This window comes from Acinetobacter sp. RIT698 (genome assembly GCF_009668065.1).
GTDB lineage: Bacteria > Pseudomonadota > Gammaproteobacteria > Pseudomonadales > Moraxellaceae > Acinetobacter > Acinetobacter guillouiae.
In genome coordinates this window covers 1-17,100 of the sequence record NZ_WJYH01000013.1, presented here as the reverse complement: position 1 = coordinate 17,100, position 17,100 = coordinate 1, and the positions used below count along the sequence as shown (strand labels likewise).

Genomic DNA, 17,100 nt, shown 5'->3' with positions numbered 1-17,100 from the left:
AATGGCATATTTATGCCATTCTATTTTCATAACAACAATTTAGGTTTTCTATGTCAAATCTACATCATATCGTGATTGTTGGTGGTGGCGCTGGTGGTTTAGAACTGGTGACACAACTCGGTGATACGCTTGGAAAGAGTAAAAAAGCCAAAATCACCCTTGTTGACCAAAAACTCACCCATATCTGGAAACCATTGCTGCATGAAATTGCGGCTGGTACCATGAACCCAAGTGATGAAGAAACCAATTATTATGCGCATGCAGCCAAGCATCACTATGAATTTGTCTTGGGCCGTTTTGAACATTTAGATCGTGATAACAAAACCATCGAGCTTAGCAAAACCCAAACCAGTAAATATGAATCCAATCAAGAGCAAATCACACTGCATTATGACACTTTAATTCTGGCCGTCGGCTCAGTCTCCAATGACTTTAATACGCCTGGGGTTAAAGAGTTTTGTCATTATCTCGACAGTCGACAACAAGCAGAAGTCTTCCAGCAGGACTTACTGCACTTGTATTTAGATGCACAAAATAAAAATATTGATCGTGAATTACACATTGCCGTGATTGGTGCAGGCGCAACAGGTGTTGAACTTTCAGCTGAGTTGGTTCAAGCCAAACAGAACTTTTATAAATATGGTTTAAATAAAATTAACCCAAACAATGTCAAAATTACTTTGGTTGAAGGCGCTGATCGTATCTTACCTGCACTTTCTGAAAAAATGGCTGAGCATGCCACACAGCAATTACAACGAATGAAAATAGATGTATTAACGGGCAAACGTGTTGAAAAAGTAGATGCTGAAAAAGTCTATTTTAGTGATGGCACTTCCGTAGAAGCGCAATTAAAAGTTTGGGCAGCAGGGATAAAAACCCCTAAAGTGATTGCCAATTTAGCAGGCTTTGAAAAAGATCGCATGGGGCGTTTAAACGTATACGCAACCTTACAGACTCAGGCTGATCCAAACATTTTTGCCTTTGGTGATTGTGCCCACTGTATCTTAGATGCAAGAGAAGCACCACTTGGTCCACGTGCACAAGTCGCAAGTCAACAAGCTTCGTTTCTTGTAGATGCAATGAATGCACGTATCAAAGGACGGCCACAGCCAATGTTCCAGTTCGCAGACAAAGGTTCACTGGTATCACTCAGTGAAAATAAAGCGGTCGGTGAGCTACTTGGTCAGGTCAATGTTCAAGGCTTTGTGGCAAAATCGATGTATGTGTCTTTATATCGTATTCATCAAGCGACGATATATGGCTATGCTCATGCAGGCTTGTTAACGGCTAAAGATTTTGTTACACGAAAAATCGCACCAAAAATAAAATTGCATTGAAATTTAAATTTTTGCCCATATTTATGAAAAAATGGTCAAAATACAGATGAAAATGCAATTTTTTAGTAATTTTAGTCTACAAAAATTGCTTTTCACTTTATGATGTAGCCTTAAAATTATCGATTACCGAATGGATCAATAACATGACTGCTATTGCAAATAACAACGTGGTTTCTTTCCACTATACGCTGACTAACGCTGAGGGTGAAACTCTCGATAAATCACAAGGTGAACCACTTGCATATTTACATGGCGCAGGTAACATCATTCCTGGTTTAGAAAAAGCTTTAGAAGGTAAAACTGTAGGTGACAAATTTACAGTCACTATCCCAGCTGCTGAAGGTTATGGCGAATACAACCCTGACCTCGTTCAAGAAGTTCCTGCTCAAATGTTCCAAGGTGTTGAGAACATTGAAGCTGGTATGCAGTTCCAAGCTCAAACTGATGATGGTGTTCAAATCGTTACTGTTAAAGCAATCGAAGGTGACAACATCATCGTTGATGCTAACTTCCCATTAGCTGGCCAAGATCTTACTTTTGAAGTTGAAATCGCAGAAGTTCGTGATGCTTCTCCAGAAGAATTAGAGCACGGTCATGTACACGGTGCAGGTGGCCATCACCACTAAGATCTGCTTGATCGGATCGAAAAGGCAAAGTTTTTACTTTGCCTTTTTTATGCGTATTGGTTTAAATTGATGAAAACCTAGTGTGAATGAATCCATTCCTATCAATCCTATGCAAAAACAACTTCTTTGGTTCCGTCAAGACTTACGTATTCAAGACCATACTGCCCTATGGCATGCAGCGCAAAGCGGTCCTTTAATTGCACTGGTGATTCTCTCACCTGAACAATGGCGGATGCATGACGATGCACCAATTAAGCTTGATTTCTATTTACGTCAAATTCAAGCCATTCAACAAGAACTTGCTTCTATTCAAATTCCGCTGATTATCCGCACTGTTCCCTTATGGGAAAACATTGCAACAGAGATCGATCAACTCTGTCAAAAACTGAACATTGAAAATGTACACGCCAATATTGAGTGCGGTGTTAATGAGTTAAATCGAGATTTCCAAGTTCAAAGACAACTGAATCAAAGTAACCGTGATTTGGTTTTATATCATGATCGCACTTTGTTCCCTGTCGGTTCAATTCGCAATAAATCCAATCAACCCTATCAAGTCTTCGGTGCATTTAAAAAATATTGCTATGAACAATTCAGTATTTCGATCCCGCAATGCTTCCCTATTCCTGAGACTCAAGCTTTAAATGATGCAATAGATGTGGGCGAGTTGGATAACAATAGCCTGCCGACTTTGGTCGAGCTTGGTTTTACATTCGATCCGAATCGGATCGACAAGCAGTGGCAAATTGGCGAACAATATGCTTTAAATGTCTTGGATGATTTTATTGAAAACAAAGTCCATCATTATCAACTCGAACGTGATTTCCCCCAAATTGAAGCCACCAGCCAGCTTTCAGCCTATTTAAATATAGGCATCCTTTCAATTCGACAATGTTTCAATGCCCTCTTTCGAGCACAATTTGGACATTTTTCTATTGATCATGTTGGTCAACAAACATGGCTCGATGAGCTACTTTGGCGTGAGTTCTATCAGCATATCCTGTTTGATTTCCCGCGTGTGTCAAAGCACTTGCCCTTTAAAATGCCCACACAGCAGCTACAATGGCGCGATGCTCCAAATGATTTAAGCGCTTGGCAAACTGGTCAGACAGGGATTCCTATCGTCGATGCAGGTATGCGCCAGTTACTTCACACAGGCTGGATGCATAATCGGATCCGTATGGTTGTCGCCATGTTTCTCACCAAGAACCTATTGATTGATTGGCGTTTAGGTGAGCAATGGTTTATGCAACATCTTATTGATGGGGATTTGGCTGCCAATAACGGCGGATGGCAATGGTGTGCATCCACAGGAACTGATTCCGTACCTTATTTCCGGATTTTTAACCCTATCAGCCAATCGCAGAAATTTGATGCACAAGGTGATTACATTCGACAATGGGTTCCAGAACTTGCACATTTAGACGCAAAAACCATTCATGAACCTTATGCAAAAAATCCCAATATTGAGCTCAATTATCCAAAGCCAATTGTGGATTTAAAACAAAGTCGTATTCGAGCAATTGAAGCTTTTAAGCAGATCTAAAGTCTCACTTAAAAGCGTTTCAATGGTTTGATTAAATCGCGTGTTGAAACAATTTAAACGGATTTTGAGGATGGTTTTTTGGGCGTTCAATCGATTCAAAATAGCAGTAATATTTAAAGATGCGATCCAAAGAAACATAAAGCACTTTTTGTTCTGAAACTGACCAGATTTGCGCATGGTTAGAACCTGATAAGGTACTTCCACTCAATTGAAACAGATAAAAATCTTGTGTACGTTGAACTGGTTTTTGAGTAGCTTGCGTGTCTGAGCTTGATGAAATCTGACTGGATGAATTTAATAATCGACATGGTGTATTAATGAGCCATTTTTCACTAAACCAAAGTTGTAACAGATCACCCAAATACAGTTTTTTTTCAGTAAATGGCCAAACATCTAAATAGGCTTGTTCAACTTGGATAAAATATTGTTCAGGATCTTGCAAGATTGAAAGGTAGTTTTCTTGATAGAATGAGAAGTTTTCAAAAATTTGAGAAATAGTAAGCGTATTCATTCGCTGTCTCCTATTTAGCCATTTAGTGCTGGCAAGTTGGTTTTAAATCCACACTGTTTAAGTCAAACTTAAACACTCTTTATGGTTTTAATCTAACAAGACCGTTTCACTATTGCAACTGTCAGAATCAATTTTTTTAATTTATCTATAGATTGCTCAAATAAAAACCATACAGTGTACAAATGAAGAAAAGATGACAGGAAAGGCTTGACCCATAAAGATATATCCTTATAATCGCATTCAGATTCTCCAATAGCTCAGTCGGTAGAGCGACGGACTGTTAATCCGCAGGTCCCTGGTTCGAGCCCAGGTTGGAGAGCCAAATTCTAAAAGCCCACTTTGATAAGTGGGCTTTTTTTATTTCAAGACTAGACACTGGGTGTGACAAACTAAAGCAACAGTTCCATCTGGTTTTTCTTAAACAGCCCAACGAAATAGACCAAAGCAATGCTTTGGTCTATTTTTTAAATTCAGTTTTTAATTAGGCAAGCAGTTAAACCGGCACACCACTATGGAAACGGAAAGTCTTATCAGGCGTTAAAATCAAATCCTTCTCTACTTCACGAATCAATTCGATGCGTTGCTGAATATCCTCTTCTGGATCTTTTAATTTAGCAGTTTTAGCAACATCTAAAGCCAAAGCTAAATAGTCCTCATAGTGACGAGATTCAGATTTCAGCAAGTAACGGTAATAACGACCCAACTCATCATCTACCAATGGCGCTAAGGCATAAAATCGTTCACAAGAACGTGCTTCAACAAACGCACCAATCACCAAAACATCAATCAACGCTTCTGGTTCATAAGTACGAATTTCCTTACGCAAACCACCTGCGTAACGACCTGCACTCAGACCTTTCCATTCTTGACCACGTTTGCTCATAAACTCTAACACTTGTTCATAATGCAACATTTCTTCACGCACAAGTTGCGCTAATTTGATCTGCAAATCGGTAAAAAAACTGTAGCGAAACATCAAGTTCATTGCTGTTCCAGCCGCTTTCTTTTCACAATTCGCATGATCCTGCATGAGCAATGGGAGATTGTTCAATGCCTCATCCAACCATGCCTTTGGCGTTTCACAGCCTAAAAAAGCAATCACAGGTTGCATGAGTTCATCATAATTCATATTCGACATGATCAATATTCAACAACGTAAATCAAAAATTAAATTAACCAGCTGCATGAAGTGCGGCCTTCATGTCCTTTACTGCTTGTTCCAAACCGACAAAAACACTTTCGGCAATAATCGAATGTCCAATATTGAGTTCATGAATCTGAGGAATTGCAGCAATTGCAGCCACATTGTCCAAATTCAAACCATGACCAGCATTGACGACCAAACCTTTAGATGCGGCGTACTCTGTACCTTTAATAATTCTTTCAAGTTCAATCTGTTGAGCTTCAGCAGTTTTAGCGTCTGCATAAGCACCCGTATGTAATTCGATGGTTGGTGCACCACAAGCAATTGCAGCATCGATTTGCGCAAAATCAGCATCAATAAACAAAGATACATCACAACCAATTGCAGTTAATGCCTGAGTCGCAGCTTTAACATCTTCAAAATGCCCAAGCACGTCTAAACCACCTTCTGTGGTGATTTCTTGACGTTTCTCTGGCACAAAACACACATGATGTGGTTGAATCTCTTTTGCAAATACAACCATTTCATCGGTTACAGCGATTTCCAAGTTCATTCTTGTCGTCAATACAGGTCGCATACGGCGCACATCATCATCTTGAATATGACGACGATCTTCACGTAAGTGTAAAGTGATGCCTTCCGCCCCTGCTTGTTCGCAAATTAATGCAGCTTTCACAGGATCAGGATAAGTCGTTCCACGTGCTTGTCTGAGTGTTGCAACATGGTCAATGTTTACACCTAGCAATGCAGCCATAACATTCTCCTAATTAACCAATAAAATAAAATTAACGACTCAACGTTTTAGATTGAGCGTTTTGAACCCAAAGCTGACGACTTTTTAATGGTCGATCACCTAAAAGTGAAGTAATCATTTGTCGATAGAGTTTAGCCAATAATTGTAACTGTTCTGGGCTAAAATCCCTACCCTTTTCATAATTTGCCATGCTTAGAATTTGTTGGCCCAGCAACGTCCCAGACGAGGTATATGACACTGGTGTAAAGCCTTCGGCCAATTGAAATTGATAACGTTGGGTCAGCATAATCTCTTGTTGATTTGAATCATGCCCATAATCCAGTGGATAGCCCAACTCTTCTAACAGTGCGTGTTCAAACTGGCGTAAAATTTGTCGAAGAAATAAATCAGCTTGCGGATGTTCAGCCAATTTTTGTAAATGTTGTAAAGTTAAATGGTATTGCTGAAATGTTTCAGACATCATTTCTTCAAGCGGACATAAACGAAGCAGCAGTTCATTTAAATAAAAGCCCGAAAAGAAAGCATCCCCATAAAAGAAAATCGGTTGATTAAGTATTTCGAGTTTTGAAAAGTTTTTAAGTTCGGATTTTCCCGACGCTTGTAAAGTAATCGGTTGGTATTGTGGTGGTGGGGTTTGTCTAAGAATACCGTCGACACGACCATGCTCTTGTGTAAATAAGTGCACAATATGACTACGTTCTCTGTATTTTCGATGATGGATTAAATAACCATGCAAGATTTCATTACGCATCTAGCTTGAACTTAATCATCCTTTTGTTTTTTCTTATCATCGTCATCATCCCCGTCAGGGATAACAGCGCCTACAACCGCAGCAGTGCCTTTAACCACGCCTTTTGTGGTTTTATAAGCAACTTTGACGGGAACTGTCACAATTTTAGTGATACAGCCTTGTAACATGATTATGCAAGCAAGAATTGCTATAACTCGAATCATTTCAGTTCCCAAAAAGTCAATTAAATATCGCTGTAGCCTAAACTTTTTAAAGCACGTTCGTCATCAGACCAACCGCCTTTAACTTTCACCCAAAGTGTTAGCATGATTTTTTGCTCAAACATTTTTTCCATGTCGACACGAGCATCCATACCAATTTTCTTCAGCTTAGCACCTTTTTCACCGATCACGATGGCTTTTTGCCCAGGGCGATCAACAAAAATTGTAGCATCAATATAAGTACATGCAGCTTTAGGACGACCAGTTTTTTCATTCACTGTCGCTTCTTCTGTTTTAAATGATTCAATTTGAACCGTTAAATCATAAGGCAGCTCTTCGCCTAACTGACGCATAATTTTCTCACGAATGATTTCACTGGCAAGAAAACGTTCTGAACGGTCAGTTAACTGTTCTAAAGAATATAATGGTGGCTGGAATGGTAGATACTTTTCAATCGCTTCACGCAAATGATCCAAGTTTGCACCACGTAAGGCTGAAACAGGAACAATTTCAGCAAAATTCATCAACTTCGCACGTTCTTGGATCAACGGTAAAATCATACGCTTATTTTCTAAGGTATCGATTTTATTGATAATCAAAACGACTGGCATTTCTGCATTTTGCAGTTTTTCTAAAACCAAGTCATCATTTGGTGTCCATTTCTGGGCATCTAAAACAAATAGAACCAAATTGACATCACGTAATGCAGAATGTGCAGCTTTGTTCATCATTTTATTGATCGCACGCACTTCTTTCTTGTGCATCCCCGGTGTATCAACAAATACAGCCTGAGACTTTTCACGACTATCAATACCAATGATTTTATGGCGTGTCGTTTGTGGCTTACGTGAAGTAATTGACAACTTTTGACCCAATAAATGGTTCATCAATGTCGATTTACCCACGTTTGGACGTCCTACAATTGCAACAAATCCACTTCGATAATCCGAAGGGATTTCTGTACCTTGTGAGCTAAAAAATTGATTAATTAACTCATTACCGCTTTCAGACGGTTCGTGATCAGCATCATTGTGATCGGAATGTGTACTCATGCAGTTTACTGCTCCAATATCTTTAAAAAATCCGCCGCGACTGCTTGTTCTGCAAAACGGCGACTTGATCCCTCACCCATCATTTTAGGCAAGCCATCTACTGTACATTCTACTTTAAAATGCTGGTTAGGTGCATCACCCTGAATATCTACGACCTCATAAACTGGGAGATGCTTTTTACGAGCTTGTAGATATTCTTGCAAACGTGATTTTGGGTCTTTGAGTTGATCTGTCGGTTCGATATGATCTAAATACGGTTCATACCATTTTAAAACAATCGATTCCAACAAAGGCAAATCTCGTGTTTCGGTATAAATCGCGCCAATAATTGCTTCAACTGTATCCGCTAATATTGACTCACGATGATGACCGCCTGATTTCAATTCACCTGTACTTAAAATTAAACTTTGACTTAGCTTTAAATCATTGGCAATTTTACCCAGTGCTTCTTGGCGTACCAAAGTTGCGCGCATACGCGTCAAACGTCCTTCATTTTCATGAGGGTACGCATGATATAAGTAATTTGCGATGATCATACCCAACAATGCATCACCTAAAAACTCTAGGCGCTCATAGTTGTATTTGTGACTCACCGAGCGATGAGTCAGCGCGAGTTGTAATAACTCGTATTGTTTAAACTGGTAACCGATTCTACTCTGTAAGCGAGGATCACTTACTTTCAACTGACCTTTGATCAAAACTCTTCTCGAAAGTGAGGACTAAATCTATATTCAGCATGAAATTTTTTCGTACTTCATATTTTTTAGTCACTTGTAAACCATCTTTAGTTGATACAGTCGCAATATCCTCAAGTTTAGTATCTCGGATATTGTTCATTTCTAACCGTTTATCAACTTCTGTTGCAAATTTCATTGGTGTGATTTCAGCAGAGCTATTCTTTATCTGCTCTACAATTTGGTTATTAATCACACGATCATCCCAGTATAAAGGCCATACAGCAACTATGATTTTCAACATAAAAGCTAAAGCAATTATCCCCAGTAAAATTCCAATATATGAAGCGCCTTGTTGATTTTTACGCATTTTTTTTATCCAACAGCTCAGAATGAATAATCTTTAATCGCAATTGAAAATAATCATATAATTGAGTCAAATACACTGCTGCAGACTCACTGATCATTTTCAATTGTTATAAATTTTTTATCCACTGCAAACCCTGGTGTGATAAAAAACTTTACCGCGCTATTATCCTTGAAACTGCATCAAGTTGCTAGTTTAAATCATTTGTTCTATTTCATTTTTCTTATAAATCAAGACAACTTTATAGCTTTAACAGATAAAAATAAAGGTCAATAAAAATTGACCTTTATTTGATTTTCTAAACTGTAGTCGATTAGTTAATTGCACCGTTGCGACTAAATGAAGGCATTTTTAAACCAGGTTCCTTATGCATCCACACATATATTGCATGACCAGTTAAGTTTTCTTCAGGTACAAAGCCCCAAAAACGACTGTCTGCACTTTGGTCACGGTTATCACCCATGGCAAAATACTGGCCTTTTGGAACAGTCACTTCCCAACTTTGACCATTTGATTTTACAAAGCGGTCATTTGCAGTTGCTACATAAGGTAGGTCTTGTTTTTTCTGTGCATAATTAAATGCTGAAACCAAAGTATTTTGACCTTCCAACAAACGAACTAAATGCTTATGCGTACCCATCGTTTCATAATAGTAGATTGACTTAGGCGTATCTAAAATATCTTTTTCACGACTAAACTCAGCAGGTACTTGCTCAACATTTTTACCATTGATTGTAAGTTGACCATTATTGAATTCAAGATGGTCACCCGGTAAACCAATAATACGTTTGATATAACTTATTTTGGGATTTTCTGGATAACGGAAAACAGCAACATCACCACGTTGTGGCTCACCAATATCAATTATCTTGGTATTGGTAATCGGTAAACGCACACCATACTGGAACTTATTCACCAAAATATAATCACCTGTTTCTAAAGTCGGTACCATAGAATCAGAAGGAATATTAAACGGTTCAAATAAGAATGAACGCAATACCAAAACTACTGCTAGAACAGGCCAGAAATCATATGCCCATGAAATGATGACATTTTCATTCCCCTTACCTTTTGTTGCACGTTGTTTCAGTACAAACTTATCCAGTAACCATAGCCCAAAAAATATAAGCGTTGCAGGAACGAGAATTAAATTAAAATCAAAATCCATGAGCAATAAGACCTCTAGTTTTTATCTTTCTACTTTTAACACAGCAAGGAACGCTTCTTGTGGGATTTCAACACTACCCACTTGCTTCATGCGTTTCTTACCTTCTTTTTGTTTCGATAACAGTTTCTTCTTACGAGAAACGTCACCACCATAACATTTAGCCAATACGTTTTTACGCATCGCTTTAACTGTTGAACGTGCAATGATTTGTGCACCAATTGCAGCTTGAATCGCCACATCAAACATTTGACGCGGAATCAAGTCTTTCATTTTTTCAACTAAAGCAATACCACGGTGACGCGCATCATTACGATGACAAATCATTGCCAAAGCATCAACCTTATCACCATTAATTAACACATCAACCTTAACTAGAGATGAACTCTCAAAACGCACGAAATTGTAATCCAGTGAAGCAAAGCCACGTGAGCAAGATTTCAATTTATCAAAGAAATCCATAACCACTTCTGCCATTGGAATTTCAAAGGTAATTGATACTTGGTTACCCAAGAATTTCATATCTTTTTGCACACCACGGCGCTCGATACATAAAGTCATGACATTACCCAAGTATTCTTGAGGCACTAAAATATGACATTCAGCAATCGGCTCGCGTAAATCTTCAACTGTTGAACCATCAGGCATTTTAGATGGGCTATCGATATAAATCGTTTCGCCATTTTTCATCAATGCTTCATAGATTACGGTTGGCGCAGAACTGATTAAGTCTAAATCATACTCACGCTCTAGACGTTCTTGTACAATTTCCATGTGTAGCATTCCCAAGAAGCCACAACGGAAACCAAAACCTAAAGCATCTGAGCTTTCAGGTTCAAAGAACAACGCAGAATCGTTAATTTGTAACTTATGTAGCGCTTCACGGAATGGTTCAAAATCACTGGCATCAATTGGGAATAAACCCGCATATACCTGTGGTTTTACCTTTTTAAAACCCGGTAAAGTTGCAACATCAGGTGTGGTTGCCAAGGTAATCGTATCACCAACTGGCGCACCAAAAATGTCTTTGATCCCTGCAATGATAAAGCCAACTTCACCCGCTTCTAAAATACCGGTATCGGTATGTTTTGGATTAAAAATACCAACCGAAGTGATAATGTGTGATTGACCTGTTGATTTCATCAACATTTTATCGCCTTTACGCACACGACCTTGTTTGATACGAACTAGTGATACAACACCTAAATAGTTATCAAACCAAGAGTCAATAATTAAGGCTTGTAAAGGTGCGTCACGGTCACCTTGCGGTGCTGGAATAATGTCGACCAATGTCTCTAAAACAGACTCTACACCTAGACCTGTTTTTGCCGAACATGTTGGTGCATGTGTTGCTTCAATACCGATAATTTCTTCGATTTCATGAATAACACGTTCAGGTTCGGCTTGTGGCAAATCGATTTTATTCAGGACAGGTAGTACTTCTAAACCCTGCTCAATTGCGGTATAGCAGTTTGCAACAGATTGCGCCTCAACCCCTTGTGCAGCATCGACAACCAACAATGCACCTTCACAAGCTGCAAGAGAACGCGATACTTCATAAGAGAAATCCACGTGTCCCGGTGTATCAATAAAGTTTAATTGATACTCTTGCCCATTTGGATGGGTATAGTACAAGGTTACAGAAGCCGCTTTAATGGTAATCCCACGTTCACGCTCAAGCTCCATAGAGTCTAGGACTTGAGCCTGCATTTCACGGTCTTGCAATCCACCACACATTTGAATGAAACGGTCTGCAAGTGTCGACTTGCCGTGGTCGATATGAGCGATAATCGAAAAATTACGTATATTGTTGATATTAACGGATTTCTTAGCTACTGCCATACACTACTCTAAAAATATGTACACAATCATGTACTCAATATCAAAAGTACTTATGACGTGCAAAAAATGAAATATCTTAATTGCTGCACAGTATAAGCAGAACATGGTCAAAAATATAGTAATTACATATAAAAATAAGACCTGCTGTGTATTGTTTTATCAACTGTGTCAATCCATGCTTTTAATCTGGTGACTCACAAGAACGAGCAGAACCAAGCGCTTTTTCTTGATACTTATGCATCCTGACACTTCTATTCTTAGCTAAATAGTGTTCCAGCATACTTGATGCATAGATGGATAATTATCTTTATAGATGGATAGTTATCTTTAACGCTGCATCAATCATTAGCCTTATGTTTTTTCATTGATGTCACCTTAATCATAGGAGATAAATCATTCGCTAGTGCAGAAATGAGCGATGTTCATTCTGTACATAGAATCTGTAATCCTGTACATAGAATCTGTACTCGTCTTTTTAATAAAAATAGGATCGGACTCATAAAAAGTTTGAGCCAGACTATAAAAAATAACTGATTAAATCTCATGATAAAAAAGAATGATCCAGCAAAATATCAATAAAACACATAAAATAACTGAAGCAGCTTCAAACAAAATTAAAATTATTTACAACTTTTTGACTCTTTTTATATTCCTCAATCGTTTTAGTAATAGCTTATCTAAACAAAAACATTAACGTGGTGCTGTGCAGATAGAAATTAACCTTATTGGCGAATCTAAAGCACTTGATTCAAGCTCAATAGAAATCTTTGTTCAACAACAGATTACAGTGACCCCAAAATGACAAAACAGTCAGGTCATTGATATGAATATTATCCTTTTAGGTTGCAACGGCCATACCGCTGTGACCATGATTGAATGGTGAGACAATTTGAATAAAGACCATGATCCTAAGCCTAACATGCAACAGACCCAACTGATTACTCTGGCAGAACAGCTTCGCCCTGAACTGCATCGCTACTGTTCGCGACTGATGGGCTCTGTCATTGAAGGTGAAGATGTTGTTCAGGATACGCTTGCACGGGCATTGCTTGTGATTGACAAAATACAAGATTTTCAGATGTTACGTGCCTGGTTATTCCGTGTAGCACATAACCGAGCACTTGACTTACTCCGAAGTCGAGCCATTCGAATAACAGAAGCTGTAGATACTACTACTGACGATATTGAAGATATAAATACCTCTGATCCGATGGAGATGCTGATGCGCGAGGAAACAATTAAAATGGCCGTTTCACGATTTATGCAACTCCCAGTACTTCAGCGCAGTGTCATCATTCTTAAAGATGTTCTTGATGAGCCTCTTGTAGACATTGCTACCCTACTGAATCTCTCAGTAGACTCAGTAAAAGCCCATCTTTCCCGTGGGCGTGCTCGACTGCGCGAAATCAACATAACCACTAAAGAAGCACAAATTGCCCGACCAACATCTGATGCAGTAGCAAACTATGTAAAGCTGTTTAACCTACGCGACTGGGATGGGCTAAAAGCATTACTTTCTGATGATGTCAAACTCAGTCAGTCTACTCATCCTATCCGTGTTGGCGCTGCCGATGTCTCCATGTTCTTTGGTGCCTACGCAAAAATTGACCATATCTGGCTAGTTCCCGCATGGCTTGGAGATCGTGAGGTCATTGCGGTCTTTGAAAACCGTATAGACCTCAAACCAAGTTATATCATGTGGCTGGAATGGCAAGAAGGCAAAATTAGCTTTATTCGAGATTATCGCTATGTGCGATATGTTGCCGCTGATGCAGAGCTGATATTAACCCCAAATAAATAAACAATTAGGCTCTTCATTATACTTAAACCAACTTTGCGTTGAGTACATAGCTATTTGTGATGAGCCAGATGCCTTAAGGAGAATACTATGAAAGCACAAGCAATCCGTATTCCAGATCTAGCACGTAAAGTATGCCCATTGGAAAATATTGGTTATGAAGATGCTTTTAGCATTAATATTGCTAATCCCATGATGAATAAAAAGTACAGCGCTGAAAAATGGGCATATGAGATTTTTGCCAATGCCCCTCCAGCTATAAATCAGATTGTTAGTCAATCATGGAATACATTGGGTTTTAAATCCAAATCTGAATCACACTGGCAATCACTAAAATCAGGAACTGTGATTAAACAAGAAGATTTAATCATGATGGTTGTTCATTCAGATTCAGTTGATATTCAAATATGTATGGTCATCAACGTGATGGAATCTCAAGTGATCTTCTCCTCTTTCTTTAGCCGGGGTTATAAATGGTTATCAGCACCCACTTTGAAAATGATGACAGTTCCGCATCGCCTGATTGCACCATATTTACTTAATACTGCGGCTGAACGTATGAAATTAAAATCATTGATTTTTGTCGTTTAAAAATAGCACATCTCAAAATTGAATCATTTCACTCATACAATCACATGTGCATTTTTACAGATAAGCTCTCCATTGAGAGCTTTATTTTATTTATTCCGAAGCATATATTTCATTCAAATCGATGTTTGAACTTTTCCCTAGCATAATTAAGCATTACCAGGACATTCTCCTATCTATTCAACTGTAGACCATGATTTAAAGTTAATGAATGCAAATTAGAAAACTTTATCTTGCCTAAAAATCTTTTCAAACACCGTCCCATTGCATTTGCTTAATCTTGCTGATTTATCAATCCGTATCCGTATGATCAAACTGTTCAGCGGCGAATTAAATTATATAAAAAGCCAAATCGAAAGCACTTCACTCAATCAAATTAAAATAATTTATAAACTTTTTGACTCTTTTCTGAGGCTTCAATCGTTTTAGTAGTACATCACTTCATTAGACATTGGAGAAATCGTCATGAATCTGAAAGATAAAAAAGTTGTGGTTACTGGTGGTAGTAGTGGTCTCGGTTTAGGTCTAGTTGAAGCGCTGGTTGATCAAGGTGCAAAAGTAACTGTGGTTGCACGTAATGCCAAAGATCTTGATGCTGTCGCTGAACGGTTAGGGGTTGATACAATTTCTGCGGACATCACAGATGAAGCTGCGGCACATCGTATCATTGCAGACATTCGTCCAGATGTCCTTGTGTTAAATGCTGGAGCAGCGCCGCGAATGGGGCTTCTGGATGAATTAACTTGGGAAGAGTTTTCTATAAATTGGGAAACTGATGTCAAAGCAGCCTTTTTCTGGTTTCAAGCTGTATTAAAAACACCGCTAAATCCAGGCAGCCGAGTTTTAGTGGGATCTAGTGGTGCAGCTGAGTCTGGTTCTCAGATGACAGGTGGCTACGCCAGTTCTAAACGTGCGCTTTGGTTCATGACCAAATATGCCAATTTGTTTGCGCAAGATAAAAATCTTGGTATTCAGTTTCAGGCCATCGTTCCTCGCATGATGATCCTTGGTACGGGCGTTGGTGACTCAGCAGCAGGTGCTTATGCAGCAGCCATGGGAATTACACCTGAAGAATTTGTCTCCCGCTTTGGGGCACCTATGCCACCGAGAGCTTTTGGTGATCATGTGATTTCAATACTTAAAGAGCCTCAATTTGCTGAGAGTATGGTACTGGGACTCAATGGTAATGATGGCGTGACGGTTATCGATTTATAACCACCACTCAAAAGATCAGGGTTATACAGCCTGCGCTAAGTGAAGCTGTTATCTCCCTGATCATAATTTAAATCAGTTGATTTTCGCTCAAAACCTTATTAAGGCATCATCCTATGATCCACCTACATTACTGGCCAACGCCAAATGGCCATAAGATCACTATTTTTCTTGAGGAAGCAGGACTTAAATATGATGTAATACCTGTGAATATCGGTCGGGGGGATCAGTTAAAATCAGCCTTCCTTGCTATTTCACCCAATAACCGTATTCCAGCAATCATCGATGATAGTCCAGACGATGGTGTGGCGAGCCTTTGAGTGTGTTTGAGTCTGGCGCAATTCTTCAATATTTGGCTCAAAAGAGCGGATTATTTCTCTCCAGTGAACCCAGAGCACGAATCATGGCATTGGAATGGCTGTATTGGCAAGTCGGTGGGCTCGGTCCAATGTTAGGTCAGAATCAACATTTCGCAAAGTATGCACCTGAAAAAATTCCTTATGCAATCGAACGTTATGTCAATGAAACCCGACGCCTCTATAAAGTGTTGAATACTCATCTCGACGGACGTACTTTCATTACAGGTCAAGATTACTCAATTGCCGATATGGCAGCATATCCTTGGATCGTTCACCATGAAGAACATGGCATAAAGCTTGCTGATTTCCCTCATATTAAAACTTGGTTTGAAACAATCCGTGAACGCCCTGCTATTCAGCGTGCATATAAAGTAGCTGAGGAGGTACAAGTGATGGATCCAACTCAGGACAGCTTGGCACACAAAATATTATTTGGTTTGACTCAATAAAGTCAGGTCGTAACGAAATGAATTTGTTGCTGAACGATACATTATTTAGCAATAGTGTAAATGAGTCCTGAGATGCATGTCGTTACGATCAAATCCACTATACATTTACGACTCTGAAAATTTATTTCTCTACTGGTCTTTTTCTAAACAATTTTTTGAAAATTTATGCAAATCACAATTGAAACCCGCACTTATATTTTAGATCCAGGAAAGCTAGGTTATTATAATGGAAACACGTATATTTATAATGAATGGCTAATTGGTCCACAACATAAACAAAGCTACCAAATCGATTATGAAAAATTGATAATATTGATCAATGTCGCTCAATATACCCCATTGATCAATGCAACGATTCCGCAAACGCTGATCTATGATCAGTTTCTCAGCCCAAAATTAAATAAATTACTGAATGGTTTAAAAAAACTGGATATTGAATTAAGCATTCAACAAGGTGAAACAGTTTTATTGCCAAGTGATATACAAATAGATCTGGGTATGCAGGATACTGCAGTTAAAAAAGAATTTAGTAGAAATATGCTGATTAATATATTGAATTCAGGAGCTGAATTTTTCTTAATGCGAACAGGACCTTCCCTTAATTAATTTTTTATTATCAAATAGATATTTGATCAATCCTTTTTATAAAGAAGGAACTTTCAGTACCAATATAATTCAGTTAACATGATTATTTTTTGATTTATAGAAGCGGTTTCATAATATTT

The 17,100-nt window shown here is 38.7% G+C and carries 17 protein-coding genes, 1 tRNA gene and 1 pseudogene; 9 read left to right on the top strand and 10 right to left on the bottom strand.

Going from position 1 to position 17,100, the window contains the following annotated elements; translation table 11 throughout:
* Window positions 1-50 precede the first annotated feature (50 nt).
* The 3 genes from GJV03_RS07830 to GJV03_RS07820 all read left to right on the top strand — a co-directional run bounded on the left by GJV03_RS07830 (window position 51) and on the right by GJV03_RS07820 (window position 3,509).
* Complete coding sequence (locus GJV03_RS07830) at window positions 51-1,337, top strand: NAD(P)/FAD-dependent oxidoreductase (RefSeq protein WP_004717064.1); 1,287 nt, start codon at window positions 51-53, stop codon at window positions 1,335-1,337.
* 143 nt (window positions 1,338-1,480) lie between these two features.
* Window positions 1,481-1,963 carry a peptidylprolyl isomerase gene (locus tag GJV03_RS07825; protein ID WP_004717066.1) on the top strand — a complete coding sequence of 161 codons (483 nt, stop codon included), beginning with the start codon at window positions 1,481-1,483 and terminating at the stop codon, window positions 1,961-1,963.
* A 109-nt stretch (window positions 1,964-2,072) separates the two neighbouring features.
* The gene (locus tag GJV03_RS07820; protein ID WP_154129866.1) at window positions 2,073-3,509 is read left to right on the top strand and encodes a deoxyribodipyrimidine photo-lyase; all 1,437 of its coding nucleotides are present in this window, start codon (window positions 2,073-2,075) and stop codon (window positions 3,507-3,509) included.
* A 31-nt stretch (window positions 3,510-3,540) separates the two neighbouring features.
* Here GJV03_RS07820 and GJV03_RS07815 read toward each other — a convergent pair whose 3' ends face one another.
* Entirely contained in the window at window positions 3,541-4,020 is a 480-nt protein-coding gene (locus GJV03_RS07815) for a hypothetical protein (RefSeq protein WP_154129803.1), read from the bottom strand.
* 246 nt (window positions 4,021-4,266) lie between these two features.
* On the opposite strand from GJV03_RS07815, the gene GJV03_RS07810 reads away from it, so the two are divergent.
* Window positions 4,267-4,342, top strand: a tRNA-Asn gene (locus GJV03_RS07810).
* A 171-nt stretch (window positions 4,343-4,513) separates the two neighbouring features.
* Here GJV03_RS07810 and GJV03_RS07805 read toward each other — a convergent pair.
* The 9 genes from GJV03_RS07805 to lepA form a co-directional block, all read right to left on the bottom strand.
* Window positions 4,514-5,158 (bottom strand): tRNA-(ms[2]io[6]A)-hydroxylase, encoded by a 645-nt coding sequence (locus GJV03_RS07805; RefSeq protein WP_034616324.1) that lies wholly within the window; start codon window positions 5,156-5,158, stop codon window positions 4,514-4,516.
* A gap of 34 nt (window positions 5,159-5,192) precedes the next feature.
* Window positions 5,193-5,918 (bottom strand): pyridoxine 5'-phosphate synthase, encoded by a 726-nt coding sequence (gene pdxJ / locus GJV03_RS07800; RefSeq protein WP_151956938.1) that lies wholly within the window; start codon window positions 5,916-5,918, stop codon window positions 5,193-5,195.
* Between the two features lie 31 nt (window positions 5,919-5,949).
* Window positions 5,950-6,669, bottom strand: coding sequence for a DNA repair protein RecO (gene recO / locus GJV03_RS07795; protein ID WP_004717082.1), 720 nt, complete (start codon window positions 6,667-6,669; stop codon window positions 5,950-5,952).
* Between the two features lie 11 nt (window positions 6,670-6,680).
* Complete coding sequence (locus GJV03_RS07790) at window positions 6,681-6,872, bottom strand: NF038104 family lipoprotein (RefSeq protein ID WP_004717085.1); 192 nt, start codon at window positions 6,870-6,872, stop codon at window positions 6,681-6,683.
* Window positions 6,873-6,892: 20 nt separating this feature from the next.
* Window positions 6,893-7,921 (bottom strand): GTPase Era, encoded by a 1,029-nt coding sequence (gene era, locus GJV03_RS07785; RefSeq protein ID WP_004717086.1) that lies wholly within the window; start codon window positions 7,919-7,921, stop codon window positions 6,893-6,895.
* A 5-nt stretch (window positions 7,922-7,926) separates the two neighbouring features.
* The gene (rnc, locus tag GJV03_RS07780) at window positions 7,927-8,619 is read right to left on the bottom strand and encodes a ribonuclease III (protein ID WP_004717088.1); all 693 of its coding nucleotides are present in this window, start codon (window positions 8,617-8,619) and stop codon (window positions 7,927-7,929) included.
* Entirely contained in the window at window positions 8,591-8,965 is a 375-nt protein-coding gene (locus tag GJV03_RS07775; protein WP_004717090.1) for a DUF4845 domain-containing protein, read from the bottom strand. The genes rnc and GJV03_RS07775 overlap by 29 nt, the downstream gene beginning before the upstream one ends.
* Window positions 8,966-9,275: 310 nt before the next feature.
* Window positions 9,276-10,130 (bottom strand): signal peptidase I, encoded by an 855-nt coding sequence (gene lepB / locus GJV03_RS07770; protein ID WP_056513541.1) that lies wholly within the window; start codon window positions 10,128-10,130, stop codon window positions 9,276-9,278.
* A gap of 21 nt (window positions 10,131-10,151) precedes the next feature.
* Complete coding sequence (gene lepA, locus GJV03_RS07765; RefSeq protein WP_004717093.1) at window positions 10,152-11,969, bottom strand: translation elongation factor 4; 1,818 nt, start codon at window positions 11,967-11,969, stop codon at window positions 10,152-10,154.
* A gap of 889 nt (window positions 11,970-12,858) precedes the next feature.
* Between lepA and GJV03_RS07760 the strand changes: the two genes are divergently transcribed.
* The 5 genes and pseudogenes from GJV03_RS07760 (at window position 12,859) to GJV03_RS07740 (ending at window position 16,981) form a co-directional block, all read left to right on the top strand.
* Window positions 12,859-13,770 carry a sigma-70 family RNA polymerase sigma factor gene (locus GJV03_RS07760; RefSeq protein WP_252720686.1) on the top strand — a complete coding sequence of 304 codons (912 nt, stop codon included), beginning with the start codon at window positions 12,859-12,861 and terminating at the stop codon, window positions 13,768-13,770.
* Between the two features lie 87 nt (window positions 13,771-13,857).
* On the top strand, window positions 13,858-14,358 hold the full coding sequence (locus GJV03_RS07755) for a hypothetical protein (protein ID WP_154129802.1): 501 nt from the start codon (window positions 13,858-13,860) through the stop codon (window positions 14,356-14,358).
* 462 nt (window positions 14,359-14,820) lie between these two features.
* Entirely contained in the window at window positions 14,821-15,570 is a 750-nt protein-coding gene (locus GJV03_RS07750; RefSeq protein WP_154129801.1) for an SDR family oxidoreductase, read from the top strand.
* Window positions 15,571-15,683: 113 nt separating this feature from the next.
* A pseudogene (locus GJV03_RS07745) lies at window positions 15,684-16,375 on the top strand (glutathione binding-like protein).
* 165 nt (window positions 16,376-16,540) lie between these two features.
* Window positions 16,541-16,981 (top strand): hypothetical protein, encoded by a 441-nt coding sequence (locus GJV03_RS07740; RefSeq protein ID WP_154129800.1) that lies wholly within the window; start codon window positions 16,541-16,543, stop codon window positions 16,979-16,981.
* Window positions 16,982-17,100: the final 119 nt, after the last annotated feature.